The sequence below is a fragment of the Natronorubrum aibiense genome (assembly GCF_009392895.1).
GTDB classification, from domain to species: Archaea; Halobacteriota; Halobacteria; order Halobacteriales; family Natrialbaceae; genus Natronorubrum; species Natronorubrum aibiense.
In genome coordinates, this window is sequence record NZ_CP045489.1 from 155,673 (window position 1) to 176,802 (window position 21,130).

Annotated in this window: 17 protein-coding genes and 2 pseudogenes; 6 read left to right on the forward strand and 13 right to left on the reverse strand. The window is 57.1% G+C overall.

Features of this window, described 5'->3' with window-relative positions; genetic code table 11:
- Positions 1–207: 207 nt before the first annotated feature.
- The 6 genes and pseudogenes from GCU68_RS17240 to GCU68_RS17265 all read right to left on the reverse strand — a co-directional run bounded on the left by GCU68_RS17240 (position 208) and on the right by GCU68_RS17265 (position 7,309).
- Positions 208–2,412, reverse strand: a complete 2,205-nt coding sequence (locus GCU68_RS17240) for an amino acid permease (RefSeq protein ID WP_152943846.1) — start codon at positions 2,410–2,412, stop codon at positions 208–210.
- A gap of 257 nt (positions 2,413–2,669) precedes the next feature.
- Positions 2,670–3,941, reverse strand: a complete 1,272-nt coding sequence (locus tag GCU68_RS17245) for an RNA-guided endonuclease InsQ/TnpB family protein (protein ID WP_152943847.1) — start codon at positions 3,939–3,941, stop codon at positions 2,670–2,672.
- Between the two features lie 284 nt (positions 3,942–4,225).
- Entirely contained in the window at positions 4,226–5,161 is a 936-nt protein-coding gene (locus GCU68_RS17250) for an ArdC-like ssDNA-binding domain-containing protein (RefSeq protein WP_152943848.1), read from the reverse strand.
- Positions 5,162–5,329: 168 nt separating this feature from the next.
- Positions 5,330–5,714: pseudogene (locus GCU68_RS21715) on the reverse strand (DUF7342 family protein).
- A 219-nt stretch (positions 5,715–5,933) separates the two neighbouring features.
- Positions 5,934–6,491: a hypothetical protein gene (locus tag GCU68_RS21720; RefSeq protein WP_227015034.1), complete on the reverse strand. Its 558-nt coding sequence runs from the start codon at positions 6,489–6,491 to the stop codon at positions 5,934–5,936.
- A gap of 116 nt (positions 6,492–6,607) precedes the next feature.
- Positions 6,608–7,309, reverse strand: coding sequence for a hypothetical protein (locus GCU68_RS17265; protein ID WP_152943849.1), 702 nt, complete (start codon positions 7,307–7,309; stop codon positions 6,608–6,610).
- A gap of 706 nt (positions 7,310–8,015) precedes the next feature.
- Between GCU68_RS17265 and GCU68_RS17270 the strand changes: the two genes are divergently transcribed.
- Together GCU68_RS17270 and GCU68_RS17275 are read left to right on the forward strand one after the other, a co-directional pair.
- Positions 8,016–9,383, forward strand: coding sequence for an alpha/beta fold hydrolase (locus GCU68_RS17270; protein ID WP_152943850.1), 1,368 nt, complete (start codon positions 8,016–8,018; stop codon positions 9,381–9,383).
- 10 nt (positions 9,384–9,393) lie between these two features.
- Positions 9,394–10,182 (forward strand): acetoacetate decarboxylase family protein, encoded by a 789-nt coding sequence (locus tag GCU68_RS17275; protein WP_152943851.1) that lies wholly within the window; start codon positions 9,394–9,396, stop codon positions 10,180–10,182.
- A gap of 32 nt (positions 10,183–10,214) precedes the next feature.
- On the opposite strand, the gene GCU68_RS21405 is transcribed toward GCU68_RS17275, so the two are convergent.
- The 3 genes from GCU68_RS21405 to GCU68_RS17285 all read right to left on the reverse strand — a co-directional run bounded on the left by GCU68_RS21405 (position 10,215) and on the right by GCU68_RS17285 (position 14,223).
- Positions 10,215–10,367 carry a hypothetical protein gene (locus GCU68_RS21405; protein ID WP_168927116.1) on the reverse strand — a complete coding sequence of 51 codons (153 nt, stop codon included), beginning with the start codon at positions 10,365–10,367 and terminating at the stop codon, positions 10,215–10,217.
- Between the two features lie 512 nt (positions 10,368–10,879).
- Entirely contained in the window at positions 10,880–12,091 is a 1,212-nt protein-coding gene (locus GCU68_RS17280) for an RNA-guided endonuclease InsQ/TnpB family protein (protein ID WP_152943852.1), read from the reverse strand.
- Positions 12,092–12,438: 347 nt separating this feature from the next.
- Positions 12,439–14,223 carry a 5'-nucleotidase C-terminal domain-containing protein gene (locus GCU68_RS17285; RefSeq protein ID WP_152943853.1) on the reverse strand — a complete coding sequence of 595 codons (1,785 nt, stop codon included), beginning with the start codon at positions 14,221–14,223 and terminating at the stop codon, positions 12,439–12,441.
- A 287-nt stretch (positions 14,224–14,510) separates the two neighbouring features.
- Here GCU68_RS17285 and GCU68_RS17290 point away from each other — a divergent pair, with 287 nt between their 5' ends.
- Positions 14,511–15,296, forward strand: a complete 786-nt coding sequence (locus tag GCU68_RS17290) for a sulfite exporter TauE/SafE family protein (protein WP_152943854.1) — start codon at positions 14,511–14,513, stop codon at positions 15,294–15,296.
- 453 nt (positions 15,297–15,749) lie between these two features.
- Here the strand turns inward: GCU68_RS17290 and GCU68_RS17295 are convergent, their stop codons facing one another.
- On the reverse strand, positions 15,750–16,094 hold the full coding sequence (locus GCU68_RS17295; protein WP_152943855.1) for an SHOCT domain-containing protein: 345 nt from the start codon (positions 16,092–16,094) through the stop codon (positions 15,750–15,752).
- 266 nt (positions 16,095–16,360) lie between these two features.
- Here GCU68_RS17295 and GCU68_RS22020 point away from each other — a divergent pair, with 266 nt between their 5' ends.
- From GCU68_RS22020 to GCU68_RS17305, 3 genes are read left to right on the forward strand one after another with little or no spacing between them, the layout of a single operon-like run.
- Positions 16,361–16,492, forward strand: coding sequence for a hypothetical protein (locus tag GCU68_RS22020; RefSeq protein WP_264373490.1), 132 nt, complete (start codon positions 16,361–16,363; stop codon positions 16,490–16,492).
- A complete protein-coding gene (locus GCU68_RS17300) occupies positions 16,489–16,980 on the forward strand; it encodes a YeeE/YedE family protein (protein WP_152943856.1) in 492 nt (163 codons plus the stop codon). The genes GCU68_RS22020 and GCU68_RS17300 overlap by 4 nt, the downstream gene beginning before the upstream one ends.
- The gene (locus GCU68_RS17305; protein WP_152943857.1) at positions 16,980–17,447 is read left to right on the forward strand and encodes a DUF6691 family protein; all 468 of its coding nucleotides are present in this window, start codon (positions 16,980–16,982) and stop codon (positions 17,445–17,447) included. The genes GCU68_RS17300 and GCU68_RS17305 overlap by 1 nt, the downstream gene beginning before the upstream one ends.
- A 95-nt stretch (positions 17,448–17,542) precedes the next feature.
- Here GCU68_RS17305 and GCU68_RS17310 read toward each other — a convergent pair.
- The 3 genes and pseudogenes from GCU68_RS17310 to GCU68_RS17320 form a co-directional block, all read right to left on the reverse strand.
- Positions 17,543–19,558, reverse strand: a pseudogene (locus GCU68_RS17310) (heavy metal translocating P-type ATPase); the annotation flags it as partial.
- Positions 19,559–19,725: 167 nt separating this feature from the next.
- Entirely contained in the window at positions 19,726–20,439 is a 714-nt protein-coding gene (locus GCU68_RS17315) for a DUF7546 family protein (protein WP_152943858.1), read from the reverse strand.
- Between the two features lie 85 nt (positions 20,440–20,524).
- The gene (locus tag GCU68_RS17320; protein ID WP_152943859.1) at positions 20,525–21,115 is read right to left on the reverse strand and encodes an AsnC family transcriptional regulator; all 591 of its coding nucleotides are present in this window, start codon (positions 21,113–21,115) and stop codon (positions 20,525–20,527) included.
- Positions 21,116–21,130 lie beyond the last annotated feature (15 nt).

Genomic DNA, 21,130 nt, shown 5'->3' on the forward strand with positions numbered 1-21,130 from the left:
TAGGGACAATCGTTGAGAAACCGTTCCTCCTGTACAACGAATCAATCGTCAACAAAACGGTGAAGCCTCGGGGCTTGCCCCCGAGGTACTTCAGAATATAAATCGGTCGATCAAATGTACAGAGAGGGGAAATGAATCGGTATTCTCGTCTCCGTGACGGGGAATAAAACCTCTGTACTGAATTGAATCCGGATCTTTCAGAAATCGTTAGAATACGATTCGTTCGACTGCTCGACGGAGAGGACCGGAGCTTCCCCACTTCGACTCAACTTGGATCGCCGTACAATCGACGCTGTCGATAATCCTATCTGCCGGTCGTCCAAACAGATTCCCTCGTATTCGTCCCCCATCCGTACCAATAACAAGTATATCGGAGGTGTTAGTCATCGATACGAAATCCCGTTCAGGATCGTCAGTTTCGATAATCGAACGGTTCACAGGGACCGAACACAGCGACTCTAGTTCTGCGAGATACTCGTCTATTGTTTCGTGCTGAGTTTCAGTCGCAGCACTATCGAGCGGATACAGCAAGTCGATACTACTCTCAGCCTCTCTCGCTAACGCGTTTGCAACAGTGATTTTTTGCGGATCAAACGGTCCGCGGTCGGTAATGACTGTGACGGTGTTGATTTGGTCCAAGTCGCGGTCCTCGATCAGTAAGACATCGCATGGTGCCTTGCGCGTGATCCACTCGACAGTCGTCCCGAATATCGGCGCGTACAGTGGATCATCACTTCGTTCGAGCAAGAGGAAATCCGCACTCTCGTGTTCGGCAAAGTTAGCGATCGCTCGCTTCGTGTCGTGACTGACGATTTCGCCGTAATGGACCGATACATCGAACTCTTCGGTCAGGGGCTCTGTCCGCTCCTCGAACTCGATGTCCGCCGGCGACTGTGTCTCTGACGCCTGCCGAAGCGGTACTTGGTCGGGCACTTCATCGAACTGAACAACGGTGACGCTGCCGTCGTTCTCGCGGGCGATATCAGCAGCGATCCGCAGGAACGTACGCTCTTGTCGCTCGCTCGTTCCCTCGGTAAGAGCAACGAGTACCTCGTATCCGTCTACCTCAAAGGTTGACTTCGTCCGCTCGACAGCTTTGCGACCGACGGTCCGCCGTACAACGTCTGTGGCAGCGCCCTCGCGCTGGACCCGGTCTCGCGCGTAGTACGCATACCACAGTATCGACCCTGCTGTGATAACGACCGCGCCAACAAGCGGGATTGTTCCCATATACCCAATGAGAAGGAACCCACCGGCGATCCCGAGGATCTGCGTCCATGGATAGAGCGGTGACTCGAAACTGGGGTCGTAGTCTCCAACGTTACCCTCACGGAAGGCGATAACTGCGCCATTGACCAGTGCAAAGACGATAATCTGGAACGCACTCGCCAGTTTCGCGATCTGGAGGATCGGAACGAATGCGATGAGCAGTAACATCACAGCACCGGTGAGCGTAATTGCCCGTGCAGGCGTTCCCCATTTTTCGTGAATCTCTGTCAGAGACGGCGGTGCAAGCTTGTCTCGAGCCATCGCAAACGGATACCGAGACGACGATAGGATACCTGCATTGGCTGTACTGATCAATGCGAGGACTGCAGCGACGATGACGGCAATCACGCCTGGCCAGGCAAGTGTCGCTTCGGCTGCGTGAATCATCGGCACTGCAGAGTCACTTAACAGATCGGGCGGGGTCACACCTACCATCACCACAACAATGAGTACGTAGAGAAGCGTCGTGAACGAAAGCGACCCGAGGATCCCGAGTGGAATGTTTCGATCCGGGTTTTCCACCTCCTCAGCCACGCTCGCTATCTTGGTCACGCCCGCGTATGAGACGAACACAAGACCAGTAGCAGCGAGGAGACCGTCAGATCCCTTACTGAAGAAGTCGGTATAATAGGTGCCGGTCGTTGATGGGAGCCCACCGACGACAAACCAGACCATCGCCGCGAGCATTACCGTGACGATGGCAATCTGCAAGCGTCCAGTCTGTTTTGCACCGACGAGATTTACGAGAACGAGAACGGCTGCCAGCGCGAGTGCGACCGGTTTCACCGGCAGGTCAAATAGGTAGAGCAGATAGGGGACACCTCCGACCAGTGCTAACGCGCCCTTGAACGACAGTGAAAACCATGTTCCGACACCTGCGATCGTTCCGAGCAACGGACCCATGCCGCGTTCGATGTAGATGTACGTCCCACCTGCCTCCGGCATCGCTGTCGCCATCTCCGCCTTGCTTAGCGCAGCTGGCAAAACGAGCACCCCCGCGAGCAGGTATGCGAGAATAACAGCCGGTCCCGCCGTCTTTAGAGCTAGGCCGGGAAGTATGAAGATTCCACTTCCAATCATCGCGCCGATACTAATAGCGACTACCGCAAACAGTCCGAGGTCACGTTCGAGTTCTTTTGGCATAGTTTAAATCATTAATTCGGCCACTACTTCAGCCAATATCGAAGTTATACAGACGGTGTCAACGTTGATTGCTTCTCAAACAGTCTACGTTGTATGGGTCACTACGGAATGACCTACGGCTAGTTCCATATGAGAAATATAGCCGGATCAGCATAAACGCGGTGTTTTCATTGGAGTATCCGAAAAATACACCCCTTGATTTTGCTTCACTGTCCTGTGAACCGCCACGGGCACGGTGGCCCGTGGCTTCCCGTGGATTAATCGGACACACCCGCGACACCATCGGCGTGGTGACCTCTGGCGGTGTCGTGGGTCACGGTCGGCTGGTTCACACAACCCGATGCCTGCCGTCGCAGCTTCCGCACGTTGGGAAGCGTCTTGAGAGCAGGCACATTCCTCTCTAGTTTCGCCAATCCCTTCTTGGCGATGTTGATAGCCGCGTTCCGGTCAGCGTGGTCTTGCCGCCCACAATCTACGCACTTGAATCGCTTCTTGTTCCGGTTTGCACGAGTTGTCTGCTCACACTCGGTGAGTGAACACGCCTGACTCGTGTATTCCGGGTTGATTTCGTCGGACGGAACCCCTTGGAACGCGGCTTTGTACGTGATGAACTCTCGAAGTTTGCGGAACGGAAGTGAGTGGAGGCGACGGTTCATCCGGGTGCCATAATCAATCGAGTCCCGCATCTCTTTGAGATCTTCAAAGACGATGATGGGCTTCTCGAACTGAGACACCCACTCCACGACTTGTCGAGAGACTTTGTGGAGTTGGTCGTGGACGAACCGTTCTTCTTGTTGCTCGAACGCCCGGTCGAACGACGACTTCCCGTTGTTTTGTATCCGCTTTCGCATCGTGAAATACCGATGGCGTTCCTCCTTGATTTGAGGGAAGTCGATGACCACCGAATCAACGATGTCGTCCTCGTGGAGGGCAGCGAGCCCAACGCAGTCCTCGTTAATATCCACACCTACCACCATTCGTGAATCCTCTTTGTCTTGGACATCGGCCTCCGTGTGGGTGATGTTGATGTGGAGTTCGTAATTCCCGTTTCGCCTCATTGCTTCTGCCGTTCCGACACGCCACGCATCGGATTGGATGGCGTATCGGAGTTGTTCGAGGGCGTCGGGTGAACCGCAAAGAGTGCCTTTCACCGGGTTGTACGGCTTCGCGCTGATACGGTAACGGATACAGTCGTCTTCGAGGAACAGGTTGTACCCTTCCTCGTAGTTTGACCGGAGCGGGTACGCGCTATCTTTGGTGTGGCTGGGTTGGTTGTAGTCGTCGGACTCGTAATAGTTTTCCATCGCTTCGAGCGACTTCTGTACGACGAGTTGGGCGGTGTTGTTCACGAGGTTGGCGTCAGACTCCACGTCTTTCCGAATCTCATCCCAGTCATCACCGTTCTTTGCTCGGCGGATGGTTTCGTTGTACACGCAGCGGGCTTCGAGGAAGGCGTCGTCCAGAAGTTGCTGACCGGACTCGTCTGGTTGGAGTTGGAAGACGAGTGTTTTGGTCAGCGACTTCTGCATATTCTAATCGTGGTACTGCGGTCTTGTAAAGGTATGGAAGAAGGGTGACAGGTTGGCCGAGTGTCGGGTACTCGCCCTCGTTTCTCTAGTATAGAGGATGTCAAAGATGGTGAAGAATATTCAGATACTTATCAATATTGATGATTTTGTCGGCTAACCGTAACGGTAGACACTATGATCGGTATTACATATCTTCGACGTCGATCACTCGCTGCAGTTGGTATTCGTCACGAGCGAGTCCCTGCTCTTCGAGCGCATGAACGATCTCGAGCAGAAGCGACTCGTCATTCATCGGCCATCACCTCGTCGGCGACGTCGATGATCTCTTGGGCGGTTGAACTGATTCGCTCGAGGCGATCGAGGATCGTTTCTGGTTCGTCCCCCTCCCATGCAGCGAGGTAAAACGCCGACCCACTCGTGTCCAGCTCGAAATACCGACCGACGATGTAGGCAACGGCCTCGGCCTCGAGTTCACGTTTCGACCGTTCGTCTTCGGTATCGATGCCACCGTGCAACAGTGCGTGCGCGTACTCGTGAACGAGTGTGACGGCGAGATCAGCCCCGTTTTCACGATCACGGACTTCTACAAGGGGCTGCTTCTCTAGGCGATACTGACAGACGCCCTTGGCGCTGCCGTGTGACCATTCTCGAGGAGACACGACCTCGACAGCTACCTCGAGTGCGAACGCCGCCTCGAGGAGTGCTGGGACCAATTCGCTGGCGTTGCCGTTCGCCTCGATCTCGAGTTCTGGAAGTGGTTCGCCTTCTGTTTGCGAGATATCGAAGACTGGTGCTGGTCGAAAGCCGACGAGTCCCTTGTTCCATTCGTCAGGCTCAGTGTCGTTATACTCACAGTCGCTGCGTTCGTGGTACGATGGCGAATTTCCGCATTCAGGGCACCGTTTCGCGATGATCGGTGCCCAGATCCAGATTGCTGTCTCTCCCTCACTCACGTGCCGATCGAACTCGTTCTGCCACGTTCGGTAGCCAGCAACGCGCGTTGCGTGGGGACACTGGAGTTTGATCAATAGCGTGTTTCGGTGCGAGTAGTCATGGAAGCGGCTCTGGACGTCTAACCACTCTTTGAATTGCTCGCTCGAGACGGCGGTATCGACCTCGTCAACGAGATCCTGGATCCATGCTTCGATCGTACGATGCATCTCATCGTGCCGGGTGTCCGAATCGTCGAACGTTTCCCGGGAGCTGCTGCTCGTAGCCATGTTTGATCACTGCTTCTCGAGTCGAATCGAATTGAACTCGAGAAGACCTCCACCCCTCGGGGGTCGGAAAAAACACGCCAGACTCGAGCAACTGGAGAGTTTTAGCAGTCGCGGGGATCTCTACAGGTGGAACAGGTCGGGTGTATTGAGGCTAACCCCCATGACGGTTCACTTGGTGACAGAGGCAGATGAGTCCAGTCTAGCCGGACGCCTATTTTCCCACTCAACAGTTGAGACTTCATCTGGAAGAGCTGCAAGCCTGTGCGCGACGACATCAAGCGGATGTGAGTCGATAAATTACGCTGATTGATAAGTAGCGGCCATTGAGCTATTGTTGACTTGCAAATGAACTGGTCCAAGGTCGTCGCATATCGTCCTGATGCCAGCCGACGAGTAGGTCTTGTTCCGGCTCAATCCAGTCATCGCTCTGCAATCGCTGGAGTTCATCGTTGGCTATTACGCGTGAGACATCCGCCCGGTCTGCGATTTTCTGCACCGACGTAGGCTTCTCCAATAATCTCACGACGTGCCGGATACGCTCACGTCCACTCATGTTCTCCTTCCATGATTTTGGATTTGATTCGGCCGTCGTACTACCATTGCACTGTGCGGCTCAAATAATCAAACAGTAGCGATAGCAGTATGATTCCTGAACTGTGTTTTAAGTAACAACGCCGTCAAGTACCAGCGAGGATCGCGTGTCGATGCTACGCGGGCTGTGGAACTACCTTCAGTCGAAGATCCCTCAGATGGGGATCAAACCACTGACGGCTCAGTATGGTTTGGCCTCGTAGCTGTACGGGATCTCATCCGGGGCACGAATGATATGCTCCGGGGGTGTCATCTGCCGAATCTCATAACAGTCCCACTCATCAAGTGGCCACCCGATGGAGGTGATCTGACCTTGATTGTTCCCCGAAACCGATCGATCATTGATCGAGGTGTAGATACTGACTCCCTCGATGATTAGCGAGCCCTCGAGTGGGTCGAACTCATTGAGGTGGTCGTTGACGCGGATATCGACCGGCAGCCCGAACCGACGGATATCAAGCGTTCCACTGACCGTGTCTCCGATTCCTTCGGGTTGTGAGATTCCGTTGTATTGGACGCTAACAAGTATTTGGGCAATCTCCGGTGGGCCGTTAATGATGATCCGCGAACAGTCCCACTGCGTGAACTCGACGCCGTTACGTGTGATTGTGCGTGGGCGGTCGTATTGGCTGGGATCGCGGTCTTGGTTAGCCGCTGTTCTAACTGTAGCGGTGCTACCTATGGTGCTGGTACCTATTGCTGCCAAGATGGCCCGCCGCGTAATTGCATCTTCTCTCATATGACACTCTCTCCCATGATTTGTGGTAAATAACTCTCCCCTGTGTTACTGTATAATCATGTTAGTCTGATAATCTCTGGTAGCTACGACAAGAAAATCACAGCACCAGCGCTATTCTATGCAAATGTAAGTGTCCAGTCACCAGTTGCTTGCACCGGCACCCAACCGATCCCTTCAGTTCTCACTACCGTTTCGCCGCTGAACGTCCCAGACTCGTAGAATAGAGAGGTTGCAAAGTCACCATTCTGCGGTAAGACCTCTATATCAAGCCAGCCGTCCCCATCATGGGAAACAGTTGCCGTCTCAGTCCCTTGAAACATGATTGGGCCAAGGATGGTGCTCTCAGTTCCCTCAAATTCAAGAGGTGGTTCTTGTGCTTCATTTTCAGCCGCCTCCGGCTGTATGATCGCTAATTGCCACTCCATATTGCTTGACTCGGTGTCCAGATCGAAGGAAGTCGGTACGATTTCAAAGACGTATGGTCCTTCGACTGCCATCATGCCACCGACTCCTGGTGATGCGTTGTCTGTCATCACGAGGACGTCTTCATAGCCTTGCTCGCCCTGTGGAACGGCGTTCACAGTTATCGAACCGTTGCCACCATATTCGATTGTGCCAATAGCGGGTCCGTCAGCCAGCTCGATCTCGGTGGTGACCGTCTGACCTGTGCCGTCAAATTCGAAGTCTGGTTCAATCTCGTCGTCTTTGTCGGTATTATCCTGCGCTGTAGTGGCACCGCCAGTGGTGGACCAGCCCATTGCCCCGAATAGGAGTGCTGTGCTTGTCCTGAGTATCGTCCGTCTGTTACACACTACCATGGATTCGTGGTATACTCCCGCAACCTACGAAATAAATCTGGGGTGAAGATAGTGGAATGACTGAGTCATCATCAGTAATTCAGCATATGTTTCAACAACAGTTTGGATCGTCATCGCTATCAGTGTCGGTGAGTAGCCACATCCGAGCGTTACCGATCTTCTGGCTCGAGATCCGGCCGTCATCCTCAAGCAACCGAAGATGCTGATATCCTAGTTTATAGGAACGTCAACGCGATCGACGACATCTTGTGTCCCTGTCTGTTCACCTTCGTTTTCAAGTGCATTGATGAACTCTTCGTGCGGATACGTCCATTGATACTGGGCACTTTCGTCGTCGCCCCTTCATTTCAATAATATTATTTCTGTCGCCGTTGGTTACTAAATCATCTGCTTGCTGCTCCGAGGAGTGTGGGGCCAACTTGTTGGCTTATCTCCGTACTTCGGTCTCTTTTCGGTTACGTTGGAGTAGAAGTCGTGGCAAGAGATTGCGGACGAGACTGGTGTGAGTCGGCCAACGGCACGGGCAGCCTATGAGCACTGAGAGCGGTACTCAGAATAGAAGAGGTCATAACGACGTAAGACCTGTTTTTCATATTCTGAGTCCAATAGATGGGGTTTATTATATTATGAGTAGCATATTCCCTACCCCTATTAGTGTCAATAGAAACCATACAACATGGTAATATGGGGTGGAGATGATTAATTTATGACAAATAAGACATTGGCCAGCGAAGAATGGTGGGAAGATTATCAAAGTGTTGTTAATTCAGATCCGGAAATGGAGTTGCATGGCCGGAATGCATTTGATGAAAATTTCTTACTCGGTATAGGCGAAGAACACTTTCTTATCGATGTCCATGACGGAGAGGTGCAAGACGTACGAACGCCAGGGTTGGATGATGCATGGTCGTTTGGCGTCGTCGGTCGACGAGAAGCGTGGGAAGAATTCGTTAGCGAGGTGCCGTCACCACACCACAACGAGGTGTTTGCTTCCTTCTATCGAACCGCAGTGAAGGGAGAAGAGGGGTATTTTGACCTCATTGGTAATCACAAAAAGATTTTCCAAAATTTCAGATCGTTCCAGCGGGCGCTTGACCTGATGCGGACGACTCATAACGGCGGCGAACCTCGTACTGAGGGCACCACTCGTCCTTCGGAAATGACGGACGAACCCATCATAGGCCAGTACGTCACCGTCGATCTTGACGGTGTCGACCATCGCATCTACTATGAGGCAGCCGGACCGGAGGACGGCATTCCCTTGCTCTGTCAGCATACTGCCGGCTGTAACAATCAGCAGTGGCGTCACGTGCTGAACGATTCGGACATAACGGAGAACTTCCGCGTAATAGCCTACGACTTACCACGACACGGGAAGTCAGTCCCACCCTCGAGTGAATCGTGGTGGGCCGATCAGTACGACCTCACTGCCGAACAGTTTACGGACACTATCGTCTCCATCGCAGATGCGCTCGAACTTGAAGATCCGGTGTTCATTGGGTCGAGCATGGGTGGAACGATCACACTCGAACTCGCGGACTGGTATCCCGACCGGTTCTGTGCACTGATTGGTCTCGAAGCGGGCCTGTTCACGCCAGGGTTCTATATCCAGTGGCTTGACCACCCACACGTCAATACGAATGACGTGAATTCCCACGCAACGTGGGGGTTAATGGCTCCTCACGGGCCGGAGTGGGCACGGCGTGAAACCCTTTATCTGTACGAACAGGGAGCCAACGGCGTCCTCAAGGGAGACCTTCACTATTACTCCGTGGAACACGACTATAGTGAATCCGCTGACGATATCGACGCTACACAGGTACGGATGTACCTGATGAACGGTGAGTACGATTACTTGACCAATCCGGACGACGCCCGCGAGGCTGCCGCAGCCATCGGCGACGGAGCAACAGCTCACGAAATGAAGGCGACTGGCCATTTCCCGATGAGTGAGCGCCCAGAACTGTTCCGCGCCTACCTGAAGCCGGTCCTCGATGATATTCGGGGTGTCCGAGACGAACCCGTCCCCGAGGTTCTCACTCCTGAGGACTTCGACATTGAAGCGAATAAATAACGTCACAGCCATGAGCGACAATCAGTTCAATCCCGAGACTTACACCGGAATGCCGGAAGGAACAGCTGTCCCTGCACCGCAACTTATCAAGAACGCACGGATGCTGATCGTCGGCTATGAGGCCGATCCCGAGGTGCTCGAGTCGGCACTGCCGCCTGGACTTGAGCCGCACCCAAATAATCTGGTACAAATGAATATGTACCAGGTACCATCAGCGGAGCAGACAAGCCACCTCGATCCCTACACACTCACCTATCTGACCGTGGAGGTGGCAGACCATGACAGCTCAGCGATCAGTGCTGCAGAGGGTGAGATCCCTGTCCCCGGACGGTTCTGGGTAGGATATTGGAATGATTCCCCGCAAATGCAGACGTATACTCGTGAGGGTGGTGGAATTCCGAGTCAAGAAGGGACATGTGAATGGGAGGTGGATAACGGTAGTTTAGTCTCAACGCTCTCGGTTAATGGCGAGCCTGTTATTGAGGTTGAGGCAAGTGTTGGTGATGAACAAATAGACACACTCACAGGTCACCTACATTACTACACACACCGGCAGATACCAGAGCCCACAGGTCGTCAAGCACAGATCAGTGAACTCATCGAATTCCCCATCCCCTTTGTCAGCGAGCTTTACGAGGCCAAAGTTGATCATATAAATTTTGACTTCCCGGAGAAATCACAGTTCCAACAGTTCGCTCCAATCGAACCACTTTCGACGCCGTCAGTTCTCCATGGATCTGTTACGTTCACCTATCCCCAAGGACGTCGTATCCGAGATTATCTCACTGAAGAGGAATAGCATAGAATAGAAATAGTCGGATGTGTTAAAAATTATAAGCTTTCACGGGCGTTAGGGACCTCTTTGACAGCATCAACCTCAATGTCGATAGCCAACTCCTGTAATGCATCTCCAAGTGAAACCTCTTCGTTATCCTCCGGATCATCAGCCATGAAATCGTCGAAATCGTCTGTGGTGAGGGTCATAGGTCACGGATACAGGGATGTTCGCAAAAGCCTGCTGGTGATCCGAACCGAACACTCGTTACGCGAACTCAAGAGCAGCCTTGAGCGGTCCATAGGATTGCCATGAGGCTAGTCGAATACATCAGTATCATCTGGCAGTCCGTTCTTCCGAGGAGAGTCGGCGTGTTCGCTCACCTTTACAGTCCACTCAGGCGGCCCGTTGAGTGGATTTTGCACCGGCAGTTCGACGATATAGAGCTACTCTTTGCCACCGTAAATATAGCTAGAATAACATTAACGACGGAGCTGAGCAGAAATAGCGGTTGCTCGCGGTGCTCCATATTCGATGTCTCCAGCAGATTATCCAGTTGACCAGCACGGATGCTTCGATAACATCTCTTCTTTTTTTGGACGAATTGGAGTCGGCTTTGGGTTTGCCGTTGACGGCGCTCTCCCACCGGACGGAACACTCAAGCGATTCCCGTCAACAACCCCGCGCACGGTGGCGCGGGGCTTGTCAGTGTTCTCGGCCTCTAACTCGGTACTGAGTACGGGATAAAACCCCGATTCGGCTTCACCGTCCCTGACTTCAGGGCGAGTTGACTGTCGCCCGTCCGTCGCGAGTCGTTTAGCCCGCGACGGACAAACCGCCACCCAACGTTCTTCGCCGCATTATAATCCGCGTGCAGTATTTTCCCACACTTTCCACACTCAAAGTGAGCCTGTGACGGTCGATTCCCACGACTTGTGTGACCGCACTCCGAACACCGCTGACTCGTGTACGACGCATCCACAAACTCGATACGAATACCGAGTGCTTCCGCTTTGTACGTCACGAACGAGATGAGCTTTCGGTGCGCCCACTGGTGGAACTTTTTCGCGTTCGGCATCCGGTCACGAATGTACGCTAAGTCCTCGAACACGATGTGACTACACTCGTGTTCCACGGCCTCATCGATAATTTCGTTCGAGACGCGGTGCAGTTTGTCCCGCGAGTAGCGTTCTTCGCGGTTTTCTCGACCAACGATGGTTCGATGTGCTGACTGTGTTCCAGTCTGTTGGAGGTCGCCACGGACTTGCTCGAATTGGTCGTGGTCGTGAACCAGTTTCTTCCCTGACTCGAAGTGTGCAGTGCTGGTAACGGCGAGGTTTTCGATTCCGAGGTCTACTCCGAGAACTGTTCTGTCCTCGGCAGGAGACGCTTGTTCATCGAACGGGTTCGGTTTGCGGAACCCGAGGTGTAAGAAGTATTCACCGTCACGAGCAGTGAGCGTGCTTTCTGTGACGCTCCACTCGTCATCGCTCAGGAATTGGTACTGGTAGCCGTCTTCATCTTCTGGGAGAACGAGTTCACACCGGACTCGGCTCTCTACGGTTGTGAGTGAGACTGTGTTGTCGTCGAAGAGCGTCAGTGTGTTCGCATCGTATTTGATGGTTGGGCTGGTGAACTCTGGGCAAGAGACTTTTCGGCCTTTGTCTTTGAGTTCGTTGACGCCTGTGAGTGCGCTTGCGGCTTGGTGAGTGGCGAGTATCGCGTGTTGACTTCCGAGACGCGTTTCTTCGCGTACGTTGTCGTAGGCGAGTTGTTGGAGTCCGTATTTGGAGTCCTCGTTTTCTCTCCATCCGATTTGAGAGGCGAGGGTGGCTCCGTGTTGCCAGTCGCTAATCGTGGCTTCGAGCAAGTCGGATTGCTCGTCGCTCACACGAAGGCGAGTGATGGCTGTACGTCTCAGGTAGTCGTCCACTCTATCTTCAAAAAAGTAGAGAGGTTACTTACTGATTTTTATCTGGTCTGTTGTCGGCTTCCTCCCCGGGCACGGTGGCCCGGGGAATCCGCCTTGCTACCAGTTTGAATCGGTCGCTGGTTCGTTATCCACGCACGACATCGACGAGGCACTGGGCGAATCCAGATGACTGCTGGGTCGCGCTCTCGATAGCCGATTCCAGGTCGTTCCGGTCGATAATACCGATGAATTCAGCGGTCTGTTCACCGTTCGCGTAGACGAGTGTCGTCGGCGTCTTCCGGACGCCGTACTTTTCGGCCGTTTCCAGATCTTTCTGGATGTGGATCTGTCGCGAGTGCCGTCGCCGCCTAGCGCGTACGATTACGCCCTTCTTCGGGGAAAGCGTTCCCACGCGGAATCAGGGCCGTCTCGCAGTAGGCATCACCGCCCTGATAGTCGACGCCCGGTTGGATGAACGGATACGGCCCGTCTGCGGGCGTGTTCTGCGCCTGGCCGCCATCGTCTGCGGTCTCGACCAGTCCCATCACCTCGTAGTCGACAGGCGAGTGCTCTTCAAGGTACTCGACGATGACGTCGACCGGAATTGTCCCGTCGTCGACCTCGATGTCCTGAAACGGGAATCCGCAGTTGCCGAGGTCACGCTCTGGGTCGCCAGGACGGCGGAACGTCGCCACTGAGTAGGTCTCCTCCGGGTCAACAGGTTCATGGTCGATCCGCATCTCGACGAGACGACGGCCGCGCTTGGCGGTCGGGTCGACGGTCACCTCGACGTTCGAGGAGAAGTTGCGGACGCGGCCGTCCTCCTGGTCGTAGGGGTACGGCGTGAAGTTGTCTTCGAGAAATTCCTCCATGTGGTTCGTGAGTTGCTGGCCGTAGGCGACGCCGCGGGCGACGGGTGTGGCCATCGGGAAGAACGTGTATAGCTGGCCGAGCGTGATCTCGCCGGGCGGGATGGCGGTCCCGTACCGGAATCCGTGTGAGACGGCGAGGTCGGTGTCAAAGTGCGCCTGCAGTGCGTCGTTGAACAGCGTGTTCCAGGCGCTCTCGAGAAACGACTGCCGGTAGAGCGGCGTTCTCGTTTCCCCAACGATCGTATCGAGGGGACGGTCGAGCGTTCCGGCTCCTCGCTCGAATCCGGGGTCGTCCGCAAAGAACGGCTCGCGAACGGCCTCGACCGTCTCCTGTGCATCGGCGTCCGGTTCCGGCGTGTGCTCGCCGTCCTCGGTGAGACAGTAGAGGTGGTGTCGGAACTGCACGTCACCGTCGCGTACGCGGAGGTCGACACGGCCGAGTGCCTCGCCCATCCCCGACTCGACGACCACCGTCTCGGTCTCCTCGACGACGATAGGGTCGTAGGTGTACTCGTGGGTGTGCGCGCTGAACATCACGTCGACGCTCGGGCAGTCCTTGGCGGCCTGGACCATCCACGGGAGGCCGATCTCGGTGACGGCGACCACGACATCCGCGCCGTCTTCACGGGCGGCATGCGCTGATTCTTCGAGCAGCGCGGGGTGTTTGCCGAAGCGGTATTTTCCCTCGTAGAACGCGGGCGCCATCCGATCGACGTAGACGTTCGTCATCCCGACGATGCCGACCGAAACTCCCCCAACGTTGAGGAGTTCGTAGGCGTCGTACAGTCGGTCGTCGGTCTCCCAGTCGTAGAGATTGTTCGCGAGAACGGGGGCGTCGAGTTCGCCCATCAGTTCCACGAAGTTGCCGTCCTTGGCAGCCTCGTTCGAGTAATCCCAGTTTCCTGGGACGTAGACATCGGGGTCGATGTACTCGTTGATGGGATTGAGCATCGCCCGCCCGTCGGTGTAGGTCGTCACGGCAGAGCCATGAAACGTGTCACCACTCATTAGGGTGCAGACCTCGTAGTTCTCGCGGATCTCATCGAGTTTGGCCGCGAGCAGTGGAATCCCGCCACCGCGCTTGATGACGCGGTCGTTCTCTCCGAAGTCGAAGTTCGGCTTCGACGTTGGATTGTCATAGTAGACCTGGTAGCGCGGCGTTAGCTGCCCGTGGAGGTCGCTAACGTGTGTGAAGACCACGTCAGGGACGCCCGCGTCGTCGCTAGCAGCATCACCATTGAGGGACTTCCACACGCCGATGGACGTCTCGTTTCCGTTCATCGTGGGATGATTGCAGGTATGTCTTCCGACTGTTCAAGACTTGTGCCTGCTTTTCAAAAATCCGTACAAGGCTATCTACCAACACTGTATCGCAGAAGATCAGATTCAATGTCCGCGAAGCACTACTCCCAAGTTGGAAACAGAAGCCCGTAGCGTAATCTAGGCAGGATTTCGAAATGTGATCGGGGACATCCCCCTTCGTCCTCAAGGGCAATTGGCCTAAGATAGGATGCGATAGTATTGCCTGCAAAGATGCATATACTGAACCGATCCTGGAGGCGATACCGATGACAAGTAACTGGGTGATGACGGGGTTGTCTGCGGTCGTCATCCTCGGCGCGTCCGTCGTTCACGGGATCGCGGGGTTCGGCTTCGCGCAGGTATCGATGGGCCTGATGCCGCTGTTTCGGTCGCCCTCGAGTGCATCGATCATCTTCACGGCGACGGCGGTGGTGAGCAACGCCCGCGTCTGGTGGAGCGTCCGGGACGCGTTCGATTGGGAGAAGTGGATCATCCCCGTCAGCGGTCTCGTAGTCGGGATGCCGCTTGGTATCTACGTGTTCAGTCGGTTCGGCGAGGCACAGATGCGCGTCGCCATCGGGGCCGTCCTCGTGTTAGCGGTCATCATTGTCGGTGCGACCCAGCAACTCGATGTCGTCACGGACTGGATCGAAGCGCGAGACTACCGACCGGGAAAGATTATCGGCGCGACGGCTGGTCTCTTTGCGGGGATTTTCGGCGGTGCTGTTGCCGTTCCTGGCCCGCCGATGATCGTTTACGGAGCGTTCATGTCGGCCAGCGGCTTCTGGAGCGATGAAGAAATGAAAGCCACGTTCACCGCCTTCTTCGGGACGCTCATGTTGTATCGGCTGGGCAGTCTCACATATACTGGGTCGGTGACGACGCCGCTAATGATCGAGGCCGTCATCGCCATTCCGATGGTGTTCCTCGGTGCCTGGATCGGCGTATACATCTTCGACCACATCCCCGAGCGGATCTTCCAGTGGGTCGTGCTGGTACTGCTGACCGTGAACGCGTTCGTCCTCCTACTCACGGCGGTTCCGGAACTCTAATCGCGTTTGGCTGTCCTCTGTGGGAGGATTCCGATTCCTCCTCGCTACACTGGTTAAAGGCCCCATAGTAAGGACGGTGATACAGGAGTGTCGCTCGTCTCGAGTGCAAGCACCCACGACCACGGTTCCAAACAGTTCTGGATCTGCAGTAAAGATTGTTACTGCGCCTGATTCTGCTGCAAAACGACATCACCCGCCGGCCCGCGACCGTGATGCGGCGCATCGCGGGGCGACCGACGACCGCGCTCGAACTGATCGCCGACGCCAGAGCGATTCGTCGAATCTACACAAAAAGCAGGCCGAGTGCCTCGGGGCTTGACCCCGAGGCGGTTCACGAGTCCGATACCGATTCATGGGAATATACGTCTCGAGGAGAGTCGTGATCGATCCATAACGGGGCAGGCGTTTCGAACCGCGGCCGCACCTCATGTCCGTCTCGTTCTCACCCAGTCGTCAGATCAGTGCCGTCTGCGTCGGTGTTTGCTGCGTTGATGGCACCCGCATCCACCCGGGCCGGGTTTCCGGTCGGGGACTCCGCCTATCCCGGCCGTCATCCGTCTGATCGGGGTCGACAGTTACTCGGTTTTCGACGTCGTCGAGAGTCTCGTTCTCGAGCAACGTCTCTAACTGCCGCTCGAACTCCGCGTCGTCGAGTTCGCCGCTCGCATACCGCCGCTTGAGCGCCTCTAGCGCCTCCTCGTCCGACAACTCGCTCGAAGAGTCATCCAGAGAACGAGTGGGAGTGTTCGCGTCCCAGTTCGCGAAGAGCCACACGAGGCCGATCGCGATTGTGAACACGAGGGGGAGCCAGTACCACGGGACGGCCTACTCCGTAGCGACGACACCGCCGCCGAGCGCCAGGACGCCGACGATCAGGACATGGCCCATCGCCGTGGACAGAATTGCTATATTCACACAATATTCTTGAGAATCCACGATCAAAATACTTAGCTTATACTCGTCCCTGAGTAACGTTCTATATTGGTGAAATAACCCATAGTAATATTGCATTGTCTTGAATTGCAAATGAAACTCTTATGCCCGTGATCGGTCCAGACCCACGCATGCCAGCGATCGAGTTCCCGGAGCATCCCGCGAATCGCGGCCGAAACGGCGCGGAAGCCGTGACGCTCGGAATCGATCCGATCACGGGCGTTGCCAGTCAGATTTTCCGTCCGAAATACGACCGGCTATGATCGCTACATCGCTTTCGGTAGCAACAGAATTGTTCCCGCGAGGAATCGACCACTATCTGATCGGCGGGCTCTTCCTCGGTCTTGGGATCGCCGTCATCTATCTGGGGACGGGAATCCTCGCCGGAAACAGCACGTTCCTCGAGACGACGCTGTCGTACGTCTCCGACCTCCCGCGGTTCCAGCGCCAAAAGTACGTCGCGTCCCGCGACTGGCGGGTCGTCTTCGCGGTCAGTATCGTCGCCGGCGCGGCCGTCTACGAGTTCGCGTTCACCGCGGGGGCCTTCGTCACCGACGTGCAGTGGTGGCGGTTGCTCGGCGGCGGAATACTCGTCGGGATCGGCACGCGAATCGGGAAGGGCTGTACGTCGGGGCACGGCGTCTCCGGCATCGCGTCGCTCTCTCGAACGTCGATCGTGAACGTGACGCTGTTCGTCGGCGTCGCCGTCGTAACCGCGCTCGTCGTCTCCGCGCTGGGGGTGACTCCCTGATGCGTTCCGACGGCCGTGGGCCGTTATTCACTCTTCTCGTCGTCATTGGCGGGCTCTCGCACGGGTTCGGGTTAGCGTACAGTCGGATGGCCCGTCCCGAGATCGTGCTGGACTTCCTCCGCCTCGAGGACCTCGGACTGCTCTTCGTGATGGGCGGTGCGGCCCTCGTCACGGGCCTCGCGATCCAATTGGGAACGCGAGTCCTCGAGACGGCACCGCTGACGGGGACGCGCTACACCGGACGCGAGAAGGGATTCGACAGGAACGTCGTTGCTGGCGGCATTGTCTTCGGCGTCGGCTGGGGACTCTCGGGCGTCTGTCCCGGCGCCGGCTACGCGAGCCTGGGAATCGGCAATTATCGGATCCTCTGGGCCGTCGCGGGGATGTTCATCGGTGCGTACGCACAAGGGCTCTGGCGAGTTCACCGATACTCGGAAGCGGGTGAGCGGAGCGCTCCCGGAGATTGATCCCCATGCCCACGGTCCGTGTCACGGTCCCGCTGGCGAGACCGTCGTCTCCAGGAGTCTCGGCCGGCGTCTAAAAACGACACGAACGTCGGAGCGGCGGGATCGATCCCGTTGTCCCGCATCAGTTTGCGGTTCCCGACGAGCACCTCGTCGGCTCTCGGTTCGCTCCGCTCACCGCTCTCCCCTTTGGAGCCGCTGCGCGACTCCAACCCGTCGACGGTGGCCCGGACGCCGTGTCCGGGAACGTTCTCGAAGTCCTCGGGTTCACCGACGTCGATGCCGCGCTCTCGAGCCCCTTCGACGATCGCCCTGGCGAGCGGGTGTTCGCTGGCGCTCTCGGCCGACGCGGCGAGTCGGAGCACGTCGTCCTCGGAGAGGCGGTCGACAGCGGCGGGAGCGTCGCTGTCGGCCGCTGCCACGCCGCCGTCGGCAGCCGCCTCGCCGCCGTCGGGGAGCGGGTCGCCCGACTCGTCGACGGCGACGACGTCGGTCAGTTCCATCTCGCCCTCGGTGAGCGTCCCGGTCTTGTCGAAGACGACCGTATCGACGTCTTTCGCGCGTTCGAGGATGTCGCCACCCTTGAACAGGACGCCGTTCTGTGCACCGATCGCCGTCCCGACCATCGTCGCCGCGGGCGTCGCGAGCCCCAGCGCGCAGGGACAGGCGATCAGCACCGCCGAGGCGAACACGACGATCGCGAACTCGAAGACAGAGACGCTACCGCCGGCCGGCGCGGGTCCGCCGGCGACCTGGCCCCACAGCGGAAGCCAGTCGACGAACCCGGCCAGCGTCTCGGGGAAGAGGAACCAGACGGACCCCCAGAACAGGGCGTTGGCGATGACCGCAGGGACGAAGTACGCCGAGATCCGATCGGCGAGGTTCTGGATCTCCGGCTGGCGCGACTGGGCTTCCTTGACCGTCTGGACGATCTGCTGGAGCGCCGTGTCCGAACCGACCTTCGTCGCTTCCACGGTCAACGCACCGTTCTCGTTGATCGTCGAGCCGACGACCTCATCGCCCGCTTCCTTCTCGACGGGGACGGATTCGCCGGTGACCATCGACTCGTCGACCGCCGACTGGCCGTCCACGACGACCCCGTCGGTCGGGATCTTCTCGCCGGGCCGGACCTTCATCCGGTCGCCGACGTCGACGTCCTCGAGCGGGACTTCCCGTTCGGTCCCGTCCTCGTCGACGATCGTGGCCGTCTCGGCCTCCATCTCGAGGAGCTTTCGAAGGGCGTCGCCGGCCTGCCCTTTCGACCGGGCCTCAAGGTAGTTCCCGAGCGTGATGAACACGAGAATCAGCGCCGCAGTGTCGAAGTACGTCTGTCCGGCGACCAACCCGAGCAGGACGGCGAGGCTGTAGACGTACGCCGTCGACGAGCCCAGTGCGATGAGCACGTCCATGTTCGCCCGGCCGTTCTTTACGATCGCCTTGTAGGAGTTTTCGTAGAACGGTTTGCCGAGGACGAGCTGGACTGGCGTCGCGAGCAGGAAGCCGACCCACTCGAACTCGAGGCCGAAGACGGTGTCGGGGAAGACACTCCCCCCGAGCAGGAACCGATCGGTCAGGAAGAACAGGAACGGTGCCGACAGCACCGCCCCGAAGAGCGTCAGCCGGAGCTGTTTGTCGATCTCCTTCTGCCGAGCCGCGTCGCGTCGTTCTTGGTCCGACTCCGCGGCGCCGTCGTCGTCGCGGATCGGCGTGTAGCCCGCCTCCTCGACCGTGTCGTAGAGTTCCGACCGCGAGACGTCCGCAGGATTGAACTTGACCCGGGCCTCGTCGGTCGCATAGTTCGCCTCCGCGTCGATGACACCGGGCACCAGCTCGAGGGCCTCCTCGTTGGTGTCGGCGCAGTTCGCACACGTCATGTCGGAGATCCCGATCGACGCGGTGGCGGACTCGGCGTGGTAGCCGGCCTCGTCGATCGCGTTGTATATCTCCCGGAGTGATACTTCCCCCGGATCGTACTCGACGGAGCCCTCGTCAGTGGCAAAGTTGACGTTCGCCTCCGAGACCCCGTCGAGCGCCTCCAGGGCGTCGGTGATCGACTGCGAACAGTTCGCGCAGCTCATCCCCTGGATCTCAAGGCGAGTGGTTCGCTGACTCATTATCGTTTCATAGGGGTTCGTCCTTTACCACGGTTTTCAGTAGATATTCAAGGTGAGCCACCTCACCACCTTTGGAAAGATAAGTGGATTCGACGTCCGGTTCTGGGGCGATCGATATACCCCTTCGAACTTTAACCGGTTCGACGGCGAAGCGGAGGGCCGCCCACTCAGTTCCGGACGGTCGCGTAGAGACGCTGGAGATGCCGTCGGTGGTAGAGAATCGAAATCGAGACGAGGAACAGGACCGTCGCGATTTCGTACCCCCACCGTCCTGCTACCAGGACTACCGAGGAACTGCTGGCGCCGCCCGCGAGCAGTGGGGCGAACATTGGTCCGACACAGGCGGGACACGCGGCGAACCCGATGACACCCCCGATCGCCGACCGCGCGACCTCAAGGAGCGCGTCGTAGACGAGATAGGCCAGCGCGACCAACCCGAGCGTCTGGTACGGAACGAGCGTCAACGCGACCCAGTCACCGACGTACACCAGTACCGGGCTCCACCCCAGCGATCGACCCCACGTGACGCCGATCGCGTTCGAACCGATCAACTGCCCGATGGACGGGGAACTCGACTGGAGTAAGCCCGAGAGATAGAACAGCACCAGCAGATACGCCGCAGCGACGGCAGCAGCGAGAATCCGAACACGAGGCCGCGGTGAATCGGGCCGAGTGTGCCAGACGACCCAAACGGAGGCGGTACTCCAAATAAACGGGAGGAGAAAGTGGGTAATCCGTTGTCCCGCCTCACCGGTAGCGTACGCGAACGCGAGTCCGGCGATCACCTGAATCGCGAACAGCAGGTTTAACCGCGTGCTTGCCGCCACGAACCGCCCAAGAGAGTCGCTATCGACCGTGGATTTCGGCTCTGTTGCGCCCACGATTGCGTGTGAGACACATAACCGCAAAAAGAAACCGATCTGGACGCCACCCGCAAGGGGTCGTGCTGGTATTCCGGCCGACGAACTATACTCCCTCCTCGAGGCGGTCGTAACGGTCCTCGAATCGAATCTGACACGACGGACAGCAGAAGTGATACAGCTGGCCGTCGATGCTCGTCGACTCTCCTTCGTTGTCGACGGTGTTGCCGCATTCGGCGCAGGTGAGCGCGAACTCGGTCCCGTCGAGTGAGGGTCGCCATTCGACGTCATCGATCAACGTCACCGCGTAGTCGACGTCGTCGACACCCGTGAACAGTCCGTCGAGCCACCGACGGACGTTCCGGACCTGTGCGCGGGCATAAAACCAGATCTCGCCGTCCGCGGTCACGAACACGTGTTCGACCGCCTCAGCGTTTTTGATCCGATCCTGGAGGTCGTCGACGGCACCGATCGCACCCGACGCCCGGACGAACACTGGAACGCCGACCTGGAGTTGCGAGTGGTCGACATCAACGGTAAAGCGATTGATGACGCCCGCTTCCTGCAATCGTTCGACGCGGTCCGAGACAGCCGGCCCGGAGAGGCCGACCTGCTCGGCGATGTCGCTGAACGGTCGTCTGGCGTCCTCACCGAGCAATCGCAGGATCTCCATATCGGTCTCGTCGAGGTCTCGCATGGACGCCGTACGGTC